General features: G+C 30.7%; 18 protein-coding genes and 1 other annotated feature. Of the genes, 11 read left to right on the top strand and 7 right to left on the bottom strand.

Annotation, left to right across the window (positions count from 1 at the left end):
- Positions 1-220: 220 nt before the first annotated feature.
- From BN2409_RS17600 to BN2409_RS03605, 3 genes are all read left to right on the top strand, one after another.
- On the top strand, positions 221-352 hold the full coding sequence (locus BN2409_RS17600) for a hypothetical protein (protein ID WP_278320178.1): 132 nt from the start codon (positions 221-223) through the stop codon (positions 350-352).
- A gap of 239 nt (positions 353-591) precedes the next feature.
- On the top strand, positions 592-936 hold the full coding sequence (locus BN2409_RS03610) for a LysO family transporter (RefSeq protein WP_199872915.1): 345 nt from the start codon (positions 592-594) through the stop codon (positions 934-936).
- Positions 926-1,519, top strand: a complete 594-nt coding sequence (locus BN2409_RS03605; RefSeq protein ID WP_053955305.1) for a LysO family transporter — start codon at positions 926-928, stop codon at positions 1,517-1,519. Before BN2409_RS03610 ends, BN2409_RS03605 begins: the two co-directional genes overlap by 11 nt.
- A gap of 22 nt (positions 1,520-1,541) precedes the next feature.
- Here BN2409_RS03605 and BN2409_RS03600 read toward each other — a convergent pair whose 3' ends face one another.
- Entirely contained in the window at positions 1,542-2,330 is a 789-nt protein-coding gene (locus BN2409_RS03600) for a metallophosphoesterase (protein WP_053955304.1), read from the bottom strand.
- A 77-nt stretch (positions 2,331-2,407) separates the two neighbouring features.
- Positions 2,408-2,646, top strand: a binding site (T-box leader).
- A gap of 157 nt (positions 2,647-2,803) precedes the next feature.
- On the opposite strand from BN2409_RS03600, the gene brnQ reads away from it, so the two are divergent.
- Positions 2,804-4,096, top strand: coding sequence for a branched-chain amino acid transport system II carrier protein (brnQ, locus tag BN2409_RS03595; protein ID WP_053955303.1), 1,293 nt, complete (start codon positions 2,804-2,806; stop codon positions 4,094-4,096).
- Positions 4,097-4,123: 27 nt separating this feature from the next.
- Here the strand turns inward: brnQ and BN2409_RS03590 are convergent, their stop codons facing one another.
- Positions 4,124-4,933 (bottom strand): histidinol-phosphatase HisJ family protein, encoded by an 810-nt coding sequence (locus BN2409_RS03590; RefSeq protein ID WP_053955365.1) that lies wholly within the window; start codon positions 4,931-4,933, stop codon positions 4,124-4,126.
- 196 nt (positions 4,934-5,129) lie between these two features.
- Between BN2409_RS03590 and BN2409_RS03585 the strand changes: the two genes are divergently transcribed.
- On the top strand, positions 5,130-7,259 hold the full coding sequence (locus BN2409_RS03585) for an ATP-dependent helicase (RefSeq protein ID WP_053955302.1): 2,130 nt from the start codon (positions 5,130-5,132) through the stop codon (positions 7,257-7,259).
- A gap of 6 nt (positions 7,260-7,265) precedes the next feature.
- Here BN2409_RS03585 and BN2409_RS03580 read toward each other — a convergent pair whose 3' ends face one another.
- The 4 genes from BN2409_RS03580 to BN2409_RS03565 form a co-directional block, all read right to left on the bottom strand.
- Positions 7,266-8,300 carry a 5-oxoprolinase subunit C family protein gene (locus BN2409_RS03580; RefSeq protein ID WP_053955301.1) on the bottom strand — a complete coding sequence of 345 codons (1,035 nt, stop codon included), beginning with the start codon at positions 8,298-8,300 and terminating at the stop codon, positions 7,266-7,268.
- On the bottom strand, positions 8,297-9,040 hold the full coding sequence (pxpB, locus tag BN2409_RS03575) for a 5-oxoprolinase subunit PxpB (protein ID WP_053955300.1): 744 nt from the start codon (positions 9,038-9,040) through the stop codon (positions 8,297-8,299). Before pxpB ends, BN2409_RS03580 begins: the two co-directional genes overlap by 4 nt.
- 61 nt (positions 9,041-9,101) lie before the next feature.
- Entirely contained in the window at positions 9,102-10,322 is a 1,221-nt protein-coding gene (locus BN2409_RS03570; protein WP_053955299.1) for an NRAMP family divalent metal transporter, read from the bottom strand.
- 11 nt (positions 10,323-10,333) lie between these two features.
- Positions 10,334-11,092, bottom strand: a complete 759-nt coding sequence (locus BN2409_RS03565; protein WP_053955298.1) for a LamB/YcsF family protein — start codon at positions 11,090-11,092, stop codon at positions 10,334-10,336.
- A gap of 463 nt (positions 11,093-11,555) precedes the next feature.
- Between BN2409_RS03565 and BN2409_RS03560 the strand changes: the two genes are divergently transcribed.
- Positions 11,556-13,577: a methyl-accepting chemotaxis protein gene (locus tag BN2409_RS03560; RefSeq protein WP_053955297.1), complete on the top strand. Its 2,022-nt coding sequence runs from the start codon at positions 11,556-11,558 to the stop codon at positions 13,575-13,577.
- Between the two features lie 46 nt (positions 13,578-13,623).
- On the opposite strand, the gene BN2409_RS03555 is transcribed toward BN2409_RS03560, so the two are convergent.
- On the bottom strand, positions 13,624-14,031 hold the full coding sequence (locus tag BN2409_RS03555) for an NUDIX domain-containing protein (protein WP_053955296.1): 408 nt from the start codon (positions 14,029-14,031) through the stop codon (positions 13,624-13,626).
- A gap of 275 nt (positions 14,032-14,306) precedes the next feature.
- Between BN2409_RS03555 and nuoE the strand changes: the two genes are divergently transcribed.
- The 5 genes from nuoE to gpmI all read left to right on the top strand — a co-directional run bounded on the left by nuoE (position 14,307) and on the right by gpmI (position 22,009).
- Positions 14,307-14,789 (top strand): NADH-quinone oxidoreductase subunit NuoE, encoded by a 483-nt coding sequence (nuoE, locus tag BN2409_RS03550; RefSeq protein WP_053955295.1) that lies wholly within the window; start codon positions 14,307-14,309, stop codon positions 14,787-14,789.
- Between the two features lie 3 nt (positions 14,790-14,792).
- Positions 14,793-16,535, top strand: coding sequence for an NADH-quinone oxidoreductase subunit NuoF (gene nuoF, locus BN2409_RS03545; RefSeq protein ID WP_053955294.1), 1,743 nt, complete (start codon positions 14,793-14,795; stop codon positions 16,533-16,535).
- Between the two features lie 16 nt (positions 16,536-16,551).
- Positions 16,552-20,118, top strand: coding sequence for a molybdopterin-dependent oxidoreductase (locus BN2409_RS03540; RefSeq protein WP_053955293.1), 3,567 nt, complete (start codon positions 16,552-16,554; stop codon positions 20,116-20,118).
- Between the two features lie 98 nt (positions 20,119-20,216).
- On the top strand, positions 20,217-20,396 hold the full coding sequence (locus BN2409_RS03535; RefSeq protein WP_053955292.1) for a DUF362 domain-containing protein: 180 nt from the start codon (positions 20,217-20,219) through the stop codon (positions 20,394-20,396).
- Positions 20,397-20,449: 53 nt separating this feature from the next.
- Positions 20,450-22,009, top strand: coding sequence for a 2,3-bisphosphoglycerate-independent phosphoglycerate mutase (gene gpmI, locus BN2409_RS03530; RefSeq protein ID WP_053955291.1), 1,560 nt, complete (start codon positions 20,450-20,452; stop codon positions 22,007-22,009).
- Positions 22,010-22,076: the final 67 nt, after the last annotated feature.

Raw genomic sequence — 22,076 nt, 5'->3', positions numbered from 1 at the left:
ATTTACTTTTTACATAGATGGCTATAGGTGTGATTCATATACAAAAATTTCTCATATTTCTATTAAAATTCCTTGCATTTTCATTTTATTCATTCTATTTTTATTTTTTCTTAAAATTTGACATTTTTCGTGAAATTCAAATAAAAAAATGATATAATCAGTATAAAAATAGGTATATAGTCCTATTTTTTATACTCATATTAGGAAGGGGATATGAAATATGTTAAAATTTACATCTCAAAATAGAATTTGTTTTATTGGTAAACCCAAGGAACTATTATTATTTTTAAATCATTTATTAACTACTTATCCCCAAATTAGAGATATTAAAAAAATAAAATATTATAATTAATTTATAATCATTATTAAAAATAACGTAAATTACCAAATGATATGCAATTTTAGCAAGTAAATATTTTTCCTAATGTATTATGAAAAATATTTACTTAATTTATTTTTCGAAGAATTATCTTTATTTTTCGTATTTTCTAATTATTCTATTTGTTAGGAAAACGCTTGTTATCTATATAAAACTATGTTATCTTGAAGAAGGTAAGGTAATATTTTACTAATCTAAAGGGGGGCAAAGTAATGGTAACAAGATTACTACTCTACTTATTTATTTTAGGAATTGGAGCTTTGATAGGTTTTAAGGGTCATTTGTCTGAAAAATTAACTAGTAAATTAAATTTTATTCAGAACTTATGCCTTCTGTTTTTACTTTTTATTATGGGAATTCGAATCGGTGTAGATGAAAAGGTTTTATCGTCTTTTTTTAAGCTTGGTTATCAAGCTCTTATTATGTCTGTTTTTGCAGTTTTATTTAGCATACTATGTGTAAAACTCGTAAAGGGCTATGTCATAAAGGGTGTAGCATCTCAAAAGAATCATAAAGTCAAAACCATGAAGAAGGAGGCGGCTTCTCATGAGTTTTAATATTATCGGCTCTGTAGCATTTGGTATAGGTTTTGGATATTTCTTTTTATCTGCAGATATATTACAGCATACTGATTTAATCATTGATATAGGATTATGTCTTTTATTATTCTTTGTTGGTTTAGATATGGGTAGAAATAAAGATGCTTTTTCTCAAATCAAAAAAATGGGACTTAAAATTCTTTTGATTCCATTGATGATCGGTATAGGAAGTATTGTAGGCAGTATTGTAGGTGGATTTTTACTTCATCTTCCAATCAATGAATCTAGTGCAGTAGGTGCAGGTTTTGGATGGTATACTTTATCTGCCATGATGCTTACTCAATATTCACCAGAACTTAGTGCATTGGCTTTTATCTCTAATGTAGTTCGAGAAATTATTGCACTTATTTCTATTCCATTCGTAGCAAGATATATCGGGGACTTTGAAGCCATAGCTCCTTCAGGAGCCACAGCTATGGATACAACGCTTCCTATTATTTCTAATGCTACCAATTCTCAAACAGCTATTGTAGCATTTATTACAGGAGTTATATTATCTAGCTCTGTTCCTATTTTAGTACCTATACTTATTAACCTATAAACCTCTCATATGAGAGGTTTTTTTATTCTCCTTCTATTATAATCAAACTCATTTGACTTTGATTGAAAGAACGAATAGGAGCTGTACTTGTTCCTAATCCACTATCAATATATAAAGTGGTTTTCCCTAATGAAAAAATTCCTTTATCATATTTAGGAAATAATCCCTGACCTGGAACCACAACAGCTCCTATAAATGGAATTCTTATTTGCCCTCCATGCGTATGACCACACAATATAAGATCTATAGAAGGTTTTTCTCTAAATATAATATTAGGAGAATGCGACAATAAAATAGAAAATGAATCATCTTTATGTGAAAGTGCTTTCTTTAAATCATCATGATGAGTATACGGATCGTCTATGCCATATATATTTAAAGTGATGCTTTCCTTTTTTAAAATATCATAATCATTATTTAAAATCTTGACTTGTCTTTCTTTTAATCCTCTTAAAAAAGCTTTTGTATTTTTATTTCTCCATTCATGATTTCCTGATACAAAATATACATTTGGATTTATTTTTATTACTTTTTCAACAAAAGAATATATATTTTCATATTCCTTTGTCTTTCCATCAATTAAATCTCCTGTAAATACAATCATATCAGGTTTTAATTTTTTTATTTTTTCTAAAATAGTTTCCATAAAAAGCTTTTTATCATGAACATCAGATATTTGCAATAAAGTAATTTTTTCTTCTTTTGAAAATTTATTTGTCTTTATATGAACTTTATTTACTTTTGTTATATTTACCTGTAAAAATAGATACAAAATACATACAAATGATATTCCTAGAATATATTTTTTCAATTTTATCACCTCTTTTTTAAAAATTAATTGACAAGATTTAAAATTCAGCATATAATACATATTAATTAATTACACAAAATAATGCAATGATGAAGAAAAAAATACGTCTCTTTGACTACAGAGAGCTGACATCTGCTGAAAGTTAGCGTCAAAGCCGTATACAATACTCACTTCTGAGCAGCCATTTTGAAATCAATTAGTAAATTTGGCCGGTTGCCACCGATATCTGGCTAGGATCTGAAAAATTCTTCAATCCAATTAAGGCATTTTTATGCAAAATAGGGTGGTACCACGGAAATATACCTTCGTCCCTATGAATATTTTATTCATAGAGGTGAAGGTTTTTTTATATGAAATTATGTAATTTATAAAATTGTAGCTACATCATAATTTCTGATCTATATTTCAATGGAATATGAATTTTTAGATTTTTCCAAAAATTTCAACTTTTATTTTATTATGGAGGGATGTAAATGAATCAAAAAAACAAAGACGCTTTTGTATTGGGACTTGCTTTATTTGCTATGTTCTTCGGAGCCGGGAACTTAATTTTTCCACCTTTTTTAGGATTGGTCGCAGGTAAAAGCTGGGTTATGTGTGCTGTTGGATTTTTCTTAACTGCTATTGGTATGCCACTTCTTGGAATTATCGCATCTGCAAAAGCAGGCGGAACGATTAATGATATAGGTAATAAAGTTCATCCAGTTTTTAGCAAAATATTTGCAACCATTATTATTTTAGCTATCGGTCCTCTTTTAGCTATTCCAAGAACTGGAGCAACTACTTTTGAAATGGGAGTACTTCCTAATTTTCCAGGAATCAGTCCTGTAATTTCATCTATTATATTTTTCGGTCTTACTTTATATTTTGTTATTAAACCATCTGAGATCGTGGATAAAATCGGTAAAATTCTTACACCTGTTCTTCTTATTGTAATATTTGTAATTATTATAAAAGGATTTGTTTCTCCTGTAGGAACAGCTGCTACTGCAATGGAGGGAAATCCATTTACAAAAGGTTTTACAGAAGGATATCAAACAATGGATGCCTTAGCTTCAGTAGTATTTGCAGGAGTCATGCTTACTGCTCTTGTTGGAAAAGGATATAAAGATGTAAATGAACAAGTTACTATTACTATAAGAGCTGGAATCATTGCAGCGATTAGTTTAGGAGTAGTATATGGAGGGCTTATGTATCTTGGTTCTCATGCAAATTCTGTTTATCCTACTACTATAGATAAATCTGTTTTACTCATGAGTATTACAAATACCCTTTTAGGTGATTTTGGTAAAGTAGCTCTAGGAATCGTTGTATCCTTAGCATGTCTTACTACATCTATTGGATTGACTGCAACTGTTGGAACTTTCTTTAATAAATTAAGTAATAACAAACTAAGTTACCAAGTCATTGTTATTGCAACTTCTATATTTAGTGGTGTTTTTGCTATCGGTGGAGTTGAAAAAATTCTAGCTATTGCAGTTCCTCTATTGGTAACAGTATATCCTATTACTGCTGTACTGATTATTATGAATGTTTTAGATGAATTAATGCCAAAAGGAGCCTATATAGGAGCTGTATTTGGAGCGTTACTTGTAAGCTTTTATGATGGGCTTAGTGCAATAGGTATCAATATTGCTTTCTTAAAAAATATCATTAGTCATATACCTCTTGCAGATGCTGGCTTTGCATGGGTAATCCCAGCTATTACATTTGGAATCATTAGTGCATTTCTTTTTAAAAATGATCCTAACTCTTGTGCAGAATAAAAAAACTGTCTAATGACAGTTTTTTTTTTACAATTTTACAAACATAGGCTTCATATCCTCAAAAGTTGTAATATACTTATATCCTAAATCTCTTAAAATTTTATAAGTCTCTTTGATTCTATATCCTATATCTTCTTCTTTATGAGCGTCAGATCCTACTGTAATGATTTCTCCACCTAAATCTTTATAAAGTTTTAATAGATCTACATCTGGATGATTGGTGCCAATTCCATATCTAAATCCTGAAGTATTGACTTCTATCCCTTTCCCTTTTTCAATAATTATTTTAAATATTCTTTTCATTTGTTCTATATGTCTTTGACCTATAGAAATATCTTCATACTCTCCATAGGCATATCTTCTGATCACATCTATATGACCATATACACTATAACTATCTATAATTTGTGTAATTTTTTCCACTTCTTTAAAATACAAATCATAAGCTTCTTCTTTTGTTCTGTCTTTAAAAATCTTTTTAAAAAACAAATCATATTTTTGTATAGTATGACTTGAGCCAATGACAAAATCAAAGGGATATTTAGAAATGATTGTATCAATCCTTTCTTTTTCTTCCTTTTGAAGTCCAATTTCCATACCTATCTTGATACCAATCTGGTTTTTATATTTGATCTTTAATTCTTGCAACTTTTCTATATAGGTAGGAATATGAAATACCTCATCTACAATTCCTTTATCTGGTCTCCATACACTAATTTCTCCATGATCTGTAAAAGCAACCTCTTTAAGTCCCATAGAAATGGCTTTTTCTATTGCTCTTTCTATATTCATAGAGGAATCAGGAGAAAAACATGTATGGACATGATAATCGTACATATCCTCACTCCAATCCATATTATAAAATAATCCTTATATCTTAAGTTTTTTCAATATCTTTCATTTTATCATAAATAAAACTTCTCTCTATATAGTTTCTACTTTTTCATAAATCATAGATTAGAGACCTTGAATAATCCTTTACGTATGCTATACTATACATTGCATCCTATCTTTTAATAAGGAGGCAGTAATCTTGTACAATTCATTTTTTCAAATGCTACAAAAAAATCATAACATTCAACTAAATACTCAACAAAAAAAAGCTGTTCTTCACAAAAATGGTCCTGCTTTGATTTTAGCAGTTCCAGGAAGTGGAAAAACCACTACTCTCATTTGTAGAACAGCTCATTTAATTTTTCATCATAAAATTCATCCTTCCCATATCCTTTCTGTAACTTTTAGCAAAGCTTCTGCAAAAGATATGAAAAAAAGATTTTATGATGTTTTTGGAAATCATATTCATTCAAAAGTATATTTTTCTACTATTCATCAATTATCTTTAAAAATTGTCAATCAGTATGCTCGAAAAAATAATATTTCCTATACCATTATGGAAGGAAATCATAGTCCAATTCAAAAAACTATTCTTTTAAAAAATATTTATGAACAATTCAATCATGAAAAACTTACAGAAGAAAAACTTGAAGCCCTTTTAAGTCATATAAGCTTTGTAAAAAATAATATGATTGATGAAAATGATTTTTCTTCTTATGATTTTGAAATCAATCACTTTTTAGAAATCTATATTTCCTATGAAAAATACAAAAAAAAGCATGGTTTCATTGATTTTGATGACATGTTATCTCTAGCTTTTTCTATTTTGAAAAAAGACAAAATGCTTCTTCACCAATATAGAAATCATTATTCTTATATTCAAGTAGATGAAGCGCAAGATACTTCTAAAATCCAACATAATATTATCTATCTTTTATCGAGTCCTCATCATAATTTATTTATGGTAGGAGATGACGATCAATCTATTTATGGGTTTAGAGGAGCACATCCTAAAGCCTTGCTTTCCTTTGATGAAATTTATAAAGGTGGAAAATTATTTTTTTTAGAAAAAAATTATCGTTCCTCCGAAGAAGTAGTTTGTGTCAGTAATGATTTTATTAAAAAAAATACACAACGATATGAAAAAAATATGTATACTCAAAATCAATCTTATGAACCTGTACAAATCATAAAAACACAAGATTTTTTTGAACAAATCCAATATATTTACAAAGAATTAAAAAAACCTTATGAAGGAACTACTGCAATTCTTTATAGAAGCCATGTCTCTTCTATGGCTTTAGTAGATTTTCTTTTAAAAAATAATATTTCTTTTTCTATCCATGGATTTCAAACATCTTTTTTTCACCATTGGTTAATCAAAGATTTATTATCTTTTTTTAAAGTAGCACTTAACCCTTATGATTTAGAATCCTTTGAAAAAATTTATTATAAAATGAATGGATATATTTCAAAAAAATCAATTCTTTCTATAAAAGAATATCAAAGACCCATTTCTGTTTTTGATAACCTTTTAAGTGAACCTGATTTAAAGAGTTTTCAAATCAAAAATTTAAAAAGACTTCAAAAAGATTTTCACACTATATCTTCCATGAAACCCTATGATGCTCTTGTATTCATTGAAGAAAATCTTGATTATAAAAAATACTTAAAAAACTATTGTCAAAGAATCAGATCATCTTTTGATAATACATTATTGGTTCTTGAACAATTAAAGCTCATTAGCAAAAATGCTTCTTCTCTTATTGAATTGATAGAAAGATTAAATGAATTAGAATCCTTTTTTATTCAAAACTCTAAGAACAAGGAAAAAGTATCCATTTATCTTTCTACAGTTCATGGTTCTAAAGGATTAGAATTTGATCGGGTTTATATGATCGATCTTACAGATGGACAATTTCCGCCTAAAATTCCTTCTGATCTTTCAAAAGAAGAAACAATAACCCTTATAGAAGAAGAAAGAAGACTTTTTTATGTAGGTATGACTCGTGCAAAAAAAAATCTTTCATTGATGATTCCTACCTTTTTAGATGGAAGTTATCAAAAGAGTTCTCCTTTTGTAGAAGAACTCCAAAGTCATCTAAAAACATATAGTTCTTCTCCTAAAGATTTCTCTTCCTCTCATCCTATAAAATCAGAAAAGACCATAGACCATTCCTTTTCTATCCATATGAAAATTCATCATAAATTCTTTGGAGAAGGAAAAATCTTATCTATAGATCAAGATACTTTTCAAATAGATTTTAAAAAGTTTGGAGTACGCTGTCTATCTATTGGGGTGTGCATAGAACAAGGTATGATCCAATAAGAACGATCATACCTTTATTTCTTCTACCTTTACTTCATAAGATTTTCCATTTACTTTCAGTCTATATTCCTTTGTTCGAATAATTTCCCGGGAAACTGTCACTTTTTTTATTTCTTCTATTTTTTCTTTTCTTTCTTTCAACAGATTTTGTGCTTCTTTTATATCTACTTTTTTAAACATGATTTGATCCATTGGCTTTGCTTGAGCAATTTTATAAAGATCTACAGAAATTACATTTGCAATTTTAGTATATCCCCCTGTACTTTGTCGATCTGCCATCATAATAATTGGTTTTCCATGACCTGGAATTTGTATGGCTCCAAAATTAATTCCATCAGATATAATGTCTCCTCCATTTATATGCTCTATTTCTTCTCCGTCTAATCGAAATCCCATACGATCACATTCATTGGTTACTATATAAGGCTTAGATAGAAAAGTATGGATTCCTTCATCTGTAAAAACATCTTCTTGAGGGCCTAATAGTACTCTTACTTCTATTTCTTTTTCATATTTAGGAATATATTTACTAGGAAGTATTCTACTAGAAAAACTCTTTAATTTTTCTTTGGAAACACCTAAAGGTACTATATCTCCTGATTTTAATGCTCTACCTTCTAGTCCTCCTATTTTTGCTTTCATATAAGTAGATCGGCTTCCCATAATCATAGGAATATCCATGCCTCCACTAAATGCAATATAACTCCTACACCCACTTTTCACAGCTCCAAAGGATAATGTATCTCCTTTTTTTACATAAATACTTCTCCACATAGCAATACTTTTTCCATTCATCATAGGAGATAAATTGCCTCCTGTAATAGATAAAATCCCTTCTTCTTCAAACTCTATAGTAGGTCCCATCATAGTTACTTCTAATACTGCTTCTTTTTCTTCATTACCTACTAATATATTTCCTACTCTATAAGCAAAATCATCCATTACTCCTGACACAGGAACACCAAATTGTTGATATCCATATCTTCCCTCATCTTGAATGGTTGTTAAAAGTCCTGGATGAACAATTTTTATTTGACTCATATGGATTCATTCCTTTCTTTAGAATAGATCTTATATTCATAAGTATTGTGTTTTATTTCATCTTCTATTTTTTTATACTTTTCTTCATTTATAGGAACAAATTTTATATAATTACCTGCTTCTAATAAAATCGGTTCTTTTCTATAAGCATCATATAATTTAAGTGGTGTTCTTCCAATTAACTGCCAACCTCCAGGACTATCTATAGGATAAATTCCTGTTTGACTTCCTGCAATTCCAACAGAGCCTCCTGTAATTTTTGTTCTTGGCTCTTTTAGCCTTGGAGTTGCAATTTTTTCATCCATTCCTCCTAAATAGGGAAACCCTGGTGTAAAACCTAACATATAGATTAAGTATTCCTTAGAGGAATGAATATTTACAACTTCCTCTATACTCAAATGATTATGATTGGCTACATTTTGTATATCAGGGCCATATTCATTTCCATAAAGAGTTGGAATTTCAATAACTTTTGGAAGTGGAATATCTATTTCATTTAATTGTTTCTCTATACTTTGAAGTTTCATTAATAAAGTTTCATAATCTATTTTACAAGGGTCATACTGAACCATTAAAGATCTATATGTAGGGATTAACTCTATCATTCCATCTATATTCATTTTTTTAGTGGCAATCATCATGGCTCTTACCTTTTGATTGATTGTCTCTGAAATTTCATTACCAAATTCTACCACTACTGCTTTTTCTCCTGCCATCAAAAATTTGGTTTGTTCATACATATAGAACCCTCCTCTTCCTTTAAATATGGATAGCATCTAGAAAAAAACTAGATGCTTATCCTTAATGAAGGAGCATTTGCATATTTTGCAGTGCCCCAATTCCTACATATCCTGCTATGAACACAATAATAATACCAAAAATAAGTAACCATGTAGGATGTTTATATTCTCCTACAATATCTTTTCTTTTAGAAGCTAATAAAATTACTCCTATAGTAATAGGTAAAATCAAACCGTTTAATGAACCTGCCAATATAAGAAGCTTTGCTGGCTTTCCAAGAACAGCCATAATTACAGTAGATGCTACAATAAATCCAATAATCCAATACTTTTCATTTTTTTCAATAGAAGGATGAAGTGTCTTTAGAAAAGATACAGATGTATAAGCTGCCCCTACTACAGATGTAATTCCTGCAGACAATAAGACAATCCCAAAAAATTTATATCCAATCATACCCGCTCCATGTTGAAAAGCAGATGCAGCAGGATTTGAAGGATCTAATTGAACTCCTTTCGCAACTACACCTAATACCGCTAAAAATAAAAACACCCTCATAATAGATGCAATAACAATTCCCATTACAGATCCTTTTGTGATTTCTCCTAAATTTTCTTCTCCTGTAATTTTTGCATCAATTAATCTATGTCCTCCTGCAAATGTAATATATCCTCCTACTGTTCCACCTAAAAGAGTGATCGTTGGAAAAACAAGAGATTTTGCATTTTCAGGTGCAATACTTCTATATAAAGCTTCTCCCATAGGAGGATTGGTTACAAAAGCTACATATGCAACAAGTACAATCATTAAACCGCCAAGAATTTTTGTGAATTTATCTACTACAGGTCCTGCATCTTTAGATAGAAAAATAATACTTCCTACCACCCCACATATAATAGCTGCTATTTTTACATCTATTCCTAAAATTACATTGAACCCTAAGGCCGCTCCTCCAATATTACCAATATTAAAAGCTAGACCCCCTAATGCTACTAAAACAGCCACTATATATCCAAGACCTGGTACTACCTTATTAGCAATATCTTGACCTCTCATACCAGATACACCTATAATTCTCCAGACATTTACCTGAGCCCCAATATCTAATATAATAGATACTAAAATCACAAAACCAAAACTTGCAGCAAATTGTTCTGTAAACGTTGCAGTTTGTGTTAAAAATCCTGGCCCAATAGCTGATGTTGCCATAATAAAAGCAGCTCCTAATAAGGCTTTTAGATTGTTAACTTTATGTACTTTTGTATTTTTGTTTGTAGCTTTCATACTATTTCCCCCTATTCAATAAAATTTGAAATAGCAGTAACTTCTACACCTTCTTCTTCTAACTTTTCTCTAATTTGTTTCACAAACGAAACTGCCTTTGGATTATCTCCATGAACGCAAATAGAATCAGCTTGAATATTTATTTCTTCTCCACTAATAGCCATAACTTTTCCTTCCCTAACCATCTTTATCACTCTTTGAATGGCTACATCTGGATCATGAATAACTGCTCCTTCTAAATTTCTAGAAACTAATGTACCATCCACATTATACGCTCTGTCTGCAAATACTTCATGAGCTACTTTTATTCCCACTTCTTCTCCTGCTTTTATGAGAGCACTATTTGCAAGTCCCATTAAAATAATATCCTCATCCACTTCATAAATAGCCTCTGCTATAGCTTTTGCTAGTGCATAATCTTTTGCTGCCATATTATACATAGCCCCATGAGGTTTAACATGTTGGATTTTTTTTGCAAAACCTAATAAAGCTCCTAATTGATATTTTACATATGCTTTTACCTCTTTAGGACTTACCGTCATATTCCTTCTTCCAAATCCTATCAAATCAGGATATCCTGGATGTGCTCCAATGGATACATTTCTTTTTTTAGCCATTTCAACAGTTTTCTCCATTACAAGGGGGTCTCCTCCATGCCATCCACAGGCAATATTTACAGAAGTTACATATTGAATGACCTCTTCATCTAACCCAATCTTATAATTTCCAAAACTTTCTCCCAAATCACTATTTAGATCAACTTTGTACATGAAAACACCTCCATAATATAAATCTTTCAAAGAAAGGCTTTTTTATATTTTCATAGTAACATAGTAAATTTTCATTGTCCATAACAGTTTTCCTAAATTTTAGACAATTCTATTAATATATTGACATTTTTCTAACTATTTCATCATATTGAATTTTCAGTTTTATTTCACTTATTTCATTGATATATTTTTTACTTCATTTTTATTAAAATTCACTTTCATCCTCATTTAAAAATCAAATATTTTTGGAAAAATATACTATAATGAATGTGTAAAATACCTGGCAAAGGAGGTTAAATCCTTATATGTGCTATGATCATGATACTTAAAGAAACTACTTATATAGTCTTTTTTCCAAACTTTATATATCTATAATCATAAACAAAAATCAATAAATTCTCATGGCGATTGGGAACTTACATTTCTTTATCATCGTATAAAACTACAAAAGGAGGCATTTATATTGAAAAAAATAAATTTATCTGTGAAATTTAAAATTGCAAGTTTGTCTTTATCTATTTTATTCATTGTAGTTTTTATAATGACATCTATCTCTTTACATATTGTAAATAATGAAATGGAAAATCAATTAGAAGTAGATGGTATGATATTAGCACAAAAAATAGCCAAAGAGGTAGAAAACAGTCAAATAGCTGAAAAGTACGTAGAAAAATCATTAGAAGAAAAAATTAGAACCTGCGCATATTTAATTGGGAAAAATCCAAATATATCAAATGAGTATCTACAACAACTATCTCAAGAATTAGATCTTTTTACCATTCAAATATTTGATGAAAATAATAAAGTTATTTATTCTAATCTTTTAGATCGTATAGGTAGTGTCTGCCCTCCAGATCATCCTATGGCCCCTTTATTTGAAAGTGGTACTGGAGAAATAATGGAACCCATTCGAGAAAGCAAAAATCAAAAGGGATTGTTTTTAAAATTAGGAGCAGTTGCTTTAAGTCCTAATAGAATCATACAGATAGGTATAGACGCAAACAAAGTCAATGAATTAAAATCAAAGCTTGGTAAACAAAAAATTATTGAAGATTTAAGTGAAAATAAAAATATATTATATACTTTATTCATAGATAAAAATTTAAAAATCGTAGCTCATACAGATCAGAAAAAGATTGGATCTAAAGTAGATGATATAGGAAGCAAAACTGCTGCAATAGATGGAAAACCTCATAGTAATGTTTTTCAATATAAACCAGGAGTTTTAGCTTATGATGTACTCATTCCAATATACGAAAATGGACAGCATATAGGTGCTGTAGATGTAGGTCTTTCTTTAGAAAATCTTAACAATGCAAAAGATCATATTCTTACAATATCTATTTTGTTAGGATGTGTATCTTTCTTAATAGCAGGAGCTTTATTATTACTCATCATTCGAAAAATCATTTCTCCACTAAGAGATCTATCTTCTCTTGCTGAAAAAACTTCAGATGGAGATCTTAATGAAAAAGTAAACATTATTACAAATGATGAAATTGGATTGTTAGGAAATAGCTTTAATCACATGATAGATAGTTTAAGAGAAATGATACAGAAAATAAAAGATATTTCATCTACTTCATTATCTGATACAAAAGAATTAGTTAATATATCCTTACAGGTTGAAGATGTTTCAGAACAAATCGCTAGTGCTACACAAAATATTGCCGAAGGAGCAGAACAACAAGCTCTATCTATGAACGAAGCATCGATCAATATTCAAAATGTAATGACTCATATAGAAGATGTACACTCTGAAATATCAAAAGTGGTAGGATATTCAGACGAAACAAACAAAGTCATATCTATTGGAGAAGAAAAAATAGACAATTTAGCTACTCAAATGGATAAAATAAAAGATCGTGTCTATTCATCTTCTCAAGTGATCAATGAACTTGAACTCACTTCTACAAAAATAGGAGATATTGTAGATATGATCAATGAAATTGCCAATCAAACAAATTTGCTTGCCCTTAATGCCTCTATTGAAGCTGCAAGAGCGGGAGAAGCAGGCCGTGGATTTGCAGTAGTAGCTGAAGAAATAAGAAAATTAGCTGAAGAATCTATGAATTCAGCAGATCACATTAAAAACTTGATTCTTAATATTCAAGATCATACAAAAAAAGCATTAACCTCTATTGGTGAAGGAAATCAAGAAGCTGAAGCTGGAAAATTTGTTTTAGAAGAAGTATTACAGTCATTTAAAAATATCATAGAAGGATTCCAAATGACAAATAATAGTTTATATACAGCAAATGAAAAAGTAATCCTTGTGAACGAAAAATCTCAAATCATTACCAAAAGTATAGAAGATGTAAGAAGTATTACAGAGCAATTTTCTGCCAATACAGAAGAAGTGGCAGCCTCCACTGAAGAACAAACAGCTTCTATGGAAAGTATGGTAAAAACTATACAAGATTTAGAAGAAAATATTCAAAACTTAGAACTAGCTGTTCAAAAATTTGATTATAAACAAAAATAAAATTTGAACAACCTCTTGAAAAAATCAAGAGGTTGTTCTCTATTTATCATAAACTAAATATACTTTTTTTATATTGGTTTATTACTTCTTTACTAGGTAAAAATAATGAAAGCTCTTTTAATTCCTGTAAAGAAAACCATCTTAATTCTTTCATTTCATCATCTTGAGGTTTTTCATCCCCACTAAAATTTTTACATAAAAAAACCTTAGGACTGACTCTTTTTTCTTCTCCCCTTACATAAGCCCTTGACTCTATATGTCCTAATTCATCAAGTTCATGGGCAACTAAATTAAATTCTTCTTTTAATTCTCTCCTTGCTGCCATTTCATAATTTTCTCCTTTTTCTAATTTCCCTCCTGCCATACTCCATCCCTGTCCATCTTTTCTAAATCCCAGTAATATTTTTTCATCCTTCACAACTGCAATCGCACAACAATCTTTAAAAATTTCCATATCCATTCCTCCTATTTATTCAATAAGTTTGCATAAATTAGAATCGTAAGCTGTATATTTATATTAATTGTTTATTTCTTATTCTATATCTTATCAAAAATATTCAATTCAGGTAAATTTTTGTCTACATATTTGTTTTTTTATCGTTTTTTCATTTATTTCTGAATATTTTTTATGTTCAATTTACTTTCAGTTATGCTCATGTTATAATGAAGTTGAAAAAATTCTTATATTTTATAGTTTGAAATTAACTTTATATAAAGGGAGTGTAAAAAATGAAATGTAAAGACTTCCAAATTCTAGATCAATTTTTAGAAAATTATCAAAAAAATTCCACAAACTTAATTTCTATCTTGCAAGAAGCTCAAGGATTATATGGTTATCTTCCCTTAGAGCTTCTTGACTATATTGCCCAAAAAACTCATATCAAAGCATCTAAAGTACATGGTGTAGCAACCTTTTATACCCAATTTCGTCTTCATCCTATAGGAAAATATCTTATTATGCTTTGTCAAGGAACTGCCTGTCATGTAAATGGTGCAAAGCTTATTGAAGAAGCCGTTTGTGATGAATTAGGAATCGTTGAGGGACAAACTACAGAAGATGGACTTTTTACTTTAAATAATGTTGCTTGTCTTGGTTGTTGCAGTCTCTCTCCAGTAATGATGATCAATGATACTACTTATGGAAAATTAACTCCTGAAGAAGCCAAAAAAATCATAAAAGAAATCAAAGAAAAGGAACGTAAGGAGGTATAAGACATGAAAATCGTTGTGGGCTATGGAAGCTGTGGTTTGGCAGCTGGTGCTAAAAAAGTATATGAAACATTAGAAAATGAAATACATAAAAAAAACTTAGATATAGACTTACAGATTGCAGGATGTATTGGTATGTGTCATCTTGAACCAATTATAGATGTATATGATAAAGATGATGTAACTACTTATGTAAAAGTATCTCCTCAAATGATTGATGAAATATTATCAAATGCTATGATCCATAAAAAATCTACAAATTATATGATTTCAGAAGAAGATTTAAATATCTTACATGAACAAAAAAGAATTGCTCTAAGAAATTGTGGAATCATAAATCCTGAATCTATTGAAGAGTATATATCTATTGGCGGTTATGAAGCTATAAAAAAATGTATCTTAGATAAAGGACCTGATAAAGTCATTGAAGAAATAAAAATATCTGGCCTAAGAGGAAGAGGTGGAGCTGGCTTTCCCACTTGGTTTAAATGGAATGCAGCCAAAAAATCTACAGGTTCTCCCAAATATATTGTATGTAATGCTGATGAAGGTGATCCAGGAGCTTTTATGGATCGAAGTGTTTTAGAAGGAGATCCTCATACATTAATTGAAGGAATGATGATTGGTGGCTTCGCTATGGGAGCCAATGAAGGAATTGTATATGTTCGTGCTGAATATCCCCTAGCTATTCAAAGACTGAAGAAAGCCATTATACAAGCTCACGAAAAAGGATTTTTAGGTAAAAATTTATTTGATAGTCATTTTGATTTTGATATAAGAATCAAAGCTGGTGCTGGTGCTTTTGTATGTGGAGAAGAAACAGCTCTGATTGCATCTTTAGAAGGTGAACGTGGTATGCCAAGACTAAAACCCCCATTCCCTGCTGAAAAAGGGTATCTAGCTCATCCTACAAATATTAATAATGTAGAAACCTTTGCAAATGTAGCATGGATTTTGCAAAAGGGAGGAGAAGCCTTTGCCTCTATGGGAACACAAAAAAGCAAAGGAACCAAAGTATTTGCTTTAACAGGTAAAATTAAAAAAGGAGGACTTGTAGAAGTCCCTATGGGAATGCCCCTTCGTAAAATTATATTTGACATTGGCGGAGGCATTAAAGATGATAAAAAATTAAAAGCTGTTCAAATGGGAGGACCATCTGGTGGATGTATTCCTTCATCTTTAGTAGATACCTCTGTGGATTATGAATCTATCACTGCTACAGGAGCCATCATGGGCTCTGGTGGAATGGTAGTTATGGATGAAACTACTTGTATGGTAGATATGGCTCGTTTCTTTTTAGATTTTACTTGTAAAGAATCTTGTGGAAAATGTATTCATTGTAGAATTGGCACAAAGCGAATGTTAGAAATTTTAAATAGAATTTGTGATGGTAAAGGGAAAGATGGAGATATCAAACTTTTAGAAGATTTGGCAGTACAAATCAAAGAAGGCGCCTTATGTGGACTAGGTCAGACTGCTCCTAATCCAGTCCTTACCACTCTTAAATATTTTAGAGATGAATACGAAAAGCATATTTATGAAAAAACATGTCCTGCTCACAAATGTAGTGCCCTACTTTCTTATCATATTGAAGAAAATTTATGTAGGAAATGTGGAATTTGTATAAGAAGTTGTCCTGTAGGAGCTATTTCTAAAAAAGAAGGAAAAGTACTCATTGATCCACAAAAATGCATAAAATGTGGAAAGTGTCACTCTGTCTGTCCTTTCCATGCCATAGATCGCAAATAACGTAAGGGGGGAATATATGATGAAATTTTCATTAAATATAGATGGCAAAGAAGTAACTGCTTATCCTAATCAAACGATTTTAGAGGTAGCAAGAGAAAATGGAATTTCTATTCCTACTCTTTGCTATGATGATCGACTTGAAATTTATGGTGCATGTGGACTTTGTGTAGTAGAAGTAGAAGGAATTCCAAAGCTTTTAAGAGCTTGTGCTACAAAAGTAAGTGATGGTATGGTTATCAAAACTGACACCTTAAGAGTTAAAAAATCTAGAAAGACAGCCCTTGAACTTTTATTATCCAATCATACTGGAGATTGTCGTCCTCCATGTGTTTTAGCTTGTCCTGCCCATACAGATTGTCAAGGATATGTAGGGCTTATTGCAAATGGAGAATATAAAGAAGCTTTATCTCTTATCAAAGAACAACTTCCTCTTCCTGCAAGTATTGGAAGAGTCTGCCCTCACCCTTGTGAAGAAGCCTGTAGAAGAAATTTAGTAGAAGAACCCATCTCTATTGCACACTTAAAAAGATTTGTAGCAGATTTAGACTTACAAGATAAAAATACTTTTATGCCTCATATGAAACCCTCTACAAACAAAAAAGTTGCAATCATAGGTGGAGGGCCTAGTGGATTGACTGCTGCATATTTTCTTTCAAAAGAAGGACACAATATTACTATTTATGAAGCTATGCCCAAAATGGGTGGAATGCTTCAATATGGAATTCCAGAGTATCGTCTTCCTAAAGAAGTTTTAGACAAAGAAATAAAGCTTATAGAAAATATGGGCGTTACAATGATTACAAATACAAGAATTGGGCGAGATATAGATTTTTCATATATTAGAGAGCATTTTGATGCTGTATATGTATCTATTGGTGCATGGAAAAGCACTCCTCTTTCTTGTCCTGGAAATGATTTAGATGGTGTAATGGGTGGAATTGACTTTTTACAAGATGTTTCTATGAATAAACCTGTTCAAATCGGAGAAAAAGTAGCTGTCTTAGGTGGTGGAAATACTGCCATGGATGCTTGCAGAACTTCTATTCGATTAGGTGCAAAAGAAGTTTATTTATTATACAGAAGAACAGAGGAGGAAATGCCTGCAGAAAAAATAGAAATCCAAGAAGCAAAAGAAGAAGGAGTTGTTTTTAAATTTTTAGTAGACCCTATTGAAGTCATAGGAGAGTCAGGAAAAGTAAAACAAGTTAAACTTCAAAAGATGAAACAAGGAGAAAAGGATGCAAGTGGTAGACGAAAATCTATTCCTATAGAAGGAGAATACGATTTATTAGATATAGATTCTATCATTGTAGCCATCGGTCAAATGGCAAATACAACAGGCTTTGAAGATATTACTTTAACTAAAAAAGGAACCCTTTCTGCAGATGAATCCTCTTTTCAAACCAACATCCCTAAAGTATTTGCTGGTGGAGATGCTACCAATAAGGGAGCGAGCATTGCCATTTCTGCCATTGGAGAAGGAAAATATGCATCCCAAGTGATTTGTTCTTATTTAGATGGAAAAATTGTTCCTTATAAAAAGCCATTTTACGTAGAAAGAGATGACTTAACAGAAGAAGATTTTAAAGATCGTGAAAAATTGCATCGTCCTTCTATGTGTCACCTATCCCCTACTATTCGAAAAGAAAATTTTGAAGAAATCGTATCCAACTATACAGAAGAAGAAGCAAAAAAAGAAGCTTCAAGATGTCTAGAATGTGGATGTCATGATGTATTTGAATGTAAACTTTTAGAATATGCAAACGAATACCATGTATCCCCTCAAAAGTATGAAGGTGAAGTACATCACTCTCAAATAGAAGATGATCATCCTTTTGTACATAGAAATCCTGATAAATGTATTCTTTGTGGATTATGTGTAAGAGTTTGTGATGAAGTCATGGGCATTGCAGCTTTAGGCCTTGTAGATAGAGGATTTGATACAACTGTAACTCCTGCTTTAGATAAACCTTTAAATGAAAGTGGATGCATATCTTGTGGAGCTTGTATTGATCTATGTCCTACAGGTGCATTAGGAGAAAAACTAAGTATTCAAAAGAGTGTTCCTGTAAAGACAAATACAACTCACACCATATGTTCTCATTGCAGTGTAGGTTGCAATATCAATTTAACTACAAAGGGAGATTTACTTCTTCGTTCTCTTCCAAATAAAGAACGTAGTATTGATCATGGTCTTTTATGTGTCAAAGGAAGATTTGGTTTTGATCCAAATAAAATGGGAGAACGTCTTCAAAGACCTCTTATTCGAAAAGAAGGAAAACTTACAGAAGTATCTTGGGACGAAGCCCTTTTATACACAACAAAGAAAATACAAAGTATATCTTCTCTTTATGGAAATGAATCTATTGGAGTCTCTGTATCCGATCGATATACCAATGAAGAATTATATCTTTTAAATCAGATTTCTAAAAAAATTTTTGGTACTCAAAATATAGGTTCTTTTAACAAAACAGCTTCAGGACTTAAAGAAGTTTTAGGATATGATGCATCTACCAACACCTTTGAAGAAATTTTATCTACTGATTTGATTTTAGTAATAGGTGCAAATGTTATGAAAGATCATACTATTGTAGGACTAAAGATTCAAAAGGCTGTAAAAAAAGGTGCTCAGCTTATTGTGATCAATCCATTTTCTTCTTCTATAGATGAATGGGCACATAAAAAAATATGTCCTGAAAATGATTTATCTCTTTTAAAAGGTATATTAAAGGCATTAATAGATGATGGATGTATTCCTAAAAATGCTGATAACTTTGAAAAATTAAAAGAAAGCTTGTCTCATGTAGAAGTTACTCAAAATGCCAAAGAAATTGCAAATCTTTATGCTTCTTCTAAAAAAGCTATCATTATATTCGATCAAGCATTTTTAAGCTATAATGCACAAAAGCTTATTGCCAATATGGCTGTCATATCTAATCATATTGGAGAGGCTCGATGTGGAATCATTCAATTAAAACCTAACAACAATAGTCAAGGTCTCGTAGACATGGGTATTTTCACCCATAAAGATACAATGAATCAAAAAATTCATGACAAACAAATAAAAGGTCTTATGATCTTTGGAGAAGATCCTCAAGGTATAGATCTTTCTTCCCTTGAGTTTTTGATGGTTCAAGATACACACCTAACAGATACAGCAAGATTAGCTCATGTAGTACTCCCTGGAGTGAGCTTTGCTGAATCTAGAGGAACCTTTACAAATAGTGAAAGAAGAATTCAAAAGATCCATCGAGCTATTCCTCCACTATGCGGACTAGAAAACTGGGAAGTGATTTTAAAACTTGCAAATTCTCTTGGTCTTCATATAAAATACAATAATCCTGATAAAATTAGAAAAGAAATTTGTGCAAATATTCCTGAGTATTTTTACTTCAATGAAGAAAATAGTGTATTTTGGCCTACTGATCAAAGTCCTATTTTATATACCAATGGATTTTATTTTGAAAATAAAAATGCCAAATTGCAAATTGTAAATGATGGAGTTTTCTTTACACAACATAAAAACACAAATCATTTCACAAATGATTTTGTGAAATTTCTTCAAGAAAAAGAAATACTATAATCTCTAGTAAGCCCTACTTTAGGGCTTACTTTTATTTTTCAACATATTTCTACTATGATATAATAAAAGTACTATAAAATATTAAAAGGGGTTTGTATATGAAGAAATATTTTATTATAAAAAAAGATTGTGTAGCCTGTAATGGCTGTTTGAAAAATTGTCCTGTAGGAGCTATTGGAGGACTTGCAAAAGAAGGATATGAAATTGATCAACAAAAATGCATTCATTGCGGAAAATGCAAAAGTGTTTGTAAATTTCATGCAATTATTGAAGAGTAATAGACCCATTTGGGTATATATAAGTTGATATTCAACAAGAAAGGAGATTTACTATGAAACGCCCTACAATTCTTATGATTTTAGATGGTTTTGGATGGAATGAAAAAACTCATGGAAATGCTATTAAAATGGCAAATACTCCAAATATTGATCAATATTTAAGTAAATATCCACATAATCAAATACATGCTAGTGGTTTAGATGTAGGTCTTCCCTATGGACAAATGGGAAATTCAGAAGTAGGTCATTTAAATATTGGTGCTGGAAGAGTTGTATACCAAGAGTTTACAAGAATTACAAAAGCTATTGAAGAAAAAACTTTTTTCGAAAATGATACTTTGTTAGCTGCTATGGATCATGTAAAAAAAAATAATACTGCTCTTCATTTATTTGGTCTTTTATCTGATGGAGGAGTTCATAGTCACAACACTCACCTTTATGCACTTCTTGAAATGGCAAAAGAAAATAATATTGAAAAAGTATATGTTCATGCCTTTTTAGATGGAAGAGATGTTCCTCCAGATAGTGCTATAAAATATATAGAAGAATTAGAAGATAAAATTAAAAAAATAGGTGTAGGAAAAATAGCAACCCTCTCTGGTCGTTATTATGCAATGGATCGAGACAATAGATGGGATAGAGTAAAGCTTTCTTATGATGCGATTACTTTAGGAGTAGGTGAATTTGCTAACTCATCTATAGAAGCTATTCAAAATTCCTACTCAAAAGATGAATTAGATGAATTTGTAAAACCTACAATTATATTAGAAAATAATCAAGCTACTGCTAAAGTATCAGAAAATGATTCTGTTATTATGTTTAATTTTAGACCAGATCGAGCAAGAGAAATTACAAGAAGCTTTGTAGATAAAGATTTTAAAAGATTTGAAAGAAAAAATGGATTTTTCCCTCTTCATTATGTGTGTATGACTCAATATGATGCGACTATGCCTAATGTAAATGTATCTTATCCTCCTCAAACTCTTACAAATACATTAGGAGAATATTTATCTAAATTAGGAAAAAAACAACTTCGTATTGCAGAAACAGAAAAATATGCTCATGTAACTTTCTTCTTTAACGGAGGAGTAGAAGCTTCCCTGCCAGGAGAAGATCGAATATTGATTCCTTCTCCAAAGGTAGCCACTTATGATTTAAAACCTGAAATGAGTGCATATGAAGTCACTACAAAATTAGTAGAAGCCATTGATCAAGATCTATATGACTTTATAGCAGTAAACTTTGCAAATCCTGATATGGTAGGTCATACGGGTGTAATAGATGCAACGATTGCTGCTATAGAAGCAGTAGATACCTGTGTGGGAAAAGTTGTAGATAAAATCATAGAAGTAGGAGGACAAATGATCCTTACTGCTGATCATGGAAATGCTGATGAGATGCTTGATGAAAATGAACATCCTATTACTTCTCATTCTACAAATCCTGTTCCTATTCTTTTAATCAATGCTTCTAGTGAATATAATATCCAAGAAGGAAAGCTTGCAGATATAGCTCCTACCCTTCTTCAATTGATGGATTTAGAAAAACCAATTGAGATGAGTGGAGAATCTCTCCTCATTCCTTCTGAAGAACCTGCTTTGGCAAATGCATAAATTCAATTTAATTCTTCAATTAATAGAAATTGCTAGCTTTTATATAAAAGCTAGCAATTTAAAGCTA

The organism is Inediibacterium massiliense (genome assembly GCF_001282725.1).
Classification (GTDB): Bacteria; Bacillota; Clostridia; order Peptostreptococcales; family Thermotaleaceae; genus Anaerophilus; species Anaerophilus massiliensis.
The sequence above is the reverse complement of the archived record's forward strand: the minus strand, read 5'-3'. Positions and strand labels throughout refer to the sequence as shown.

What these genes read in the sequence shown, in the direction of transcription:
- BN2409_RS17600 (WP_278320178.1), top strand. Translation starts at nt 221, where the DNA reads ATGTTAAAATTTACATCTCAAAATAGAATTTGTTTTATTGGTAAACCC.
- BN2409_RS03610 (WP_199872915.1), top strand. Translation starts at nt 592, where the DNA reads ATGGTAACAAGATTACTACTCTACTTATTTATTTTAGGAATTGGAGCT.
- BN2409_RS03605 (WP_053955305.1), top strand. Translation starts at nt 926, where the DNA reads ATGAGTTTTAATATTATCGGCTCTGTAGCATTTGGTATAGGTTTTGGA.
- brnQ (WP_053955303.1), top strand. Translation starts at nt 2,804, where the DNA reads ATGAATCAAAAAAACAAAGACGCTTTTGTATTGGGACTTGCTTTATTT.
- BN2409_RS03590 (WP_053955365.1), bottom strand. Translation starts at nt 4,933, where the DNA reads ATGTACGATTATCATGTCCATACATGTTTTTCTCCTGATTCCTCTATG.
- BN2409_RS03580 (WP_053955301.1), bottom strand. Translation starts at nt 8,300, where the DNA reads ATGAGTCAAATAAAAATTGTTCATCCAGGACTTTTAACAACCATTCAA.
- pxpB (WP_053955300.1), bottom strand. Translation starts at nt 9,040, where the DNA reads ATGTATGAACAAACCAAATTTTTGATGGCAGGAGAAAAAGCAGTAGTG.
- BN2409_RS03570 (WP_053955299.1), bottom strand. Translation starts at nt 10,322, where the DNA reads ATGAAAGCTACAAACAAAAATACAAAAGTACATAAAGTTAACAATCTA.
- BN2409_RS03565 (WP_053955298.1), bottom strand. Translation starts at nt 11,092, where the DNA reads ATGTACAAAGTTGATCTAAATAGTGATTTGGGAGAAAGTTTTGGAAAT.
- BN2409_RS03555 (WP_053955296.1), bottom strand. Translation starts at nt 14,031, where the DNA reads ATGGAAATTTTTAAAGATTGTTGTGCGATTGCAGTTGTGAAGGATGAA.
- nuoE (WP_053955295.1), top strand. Translation starts at nt 14,307, where the DNA reads ATGAAATGTAAAGACTTCCAAATTCTAGATCAATTTTTAGAAAATTAT.
- nuoF (WP_053955294.1), top strand. Translation starts at nt 14,793, where the DNA reads ATGAAAATCGTTGTGGGCTATGGAAGCTGTGGTTTGGCAGCTGGTGCT.
- BN2409_RS03540 (WP_053955293.1), top strand. Translation starts at nt 16,552, where the DNA reads ATGATGAAATTTTCATTAAATATAGATGGCAAAGAAGTAACTGCTTAT.
- BN2409_RS03535 (WP_053955292.1), top strand. Translation starts at nt 20,217, where the DNA reads ATGAAGAAATATTTTATTATAAAAAAAGATTGTGTAGCCTGTAATGGC.
- gpmI (WP_053955291.1), top strand. Translation starts at nt 20,450, where the DNA reads ATGAAACGCCCTACAATTCTTATGATTTTAGATGGTTTTGGATGGAAT.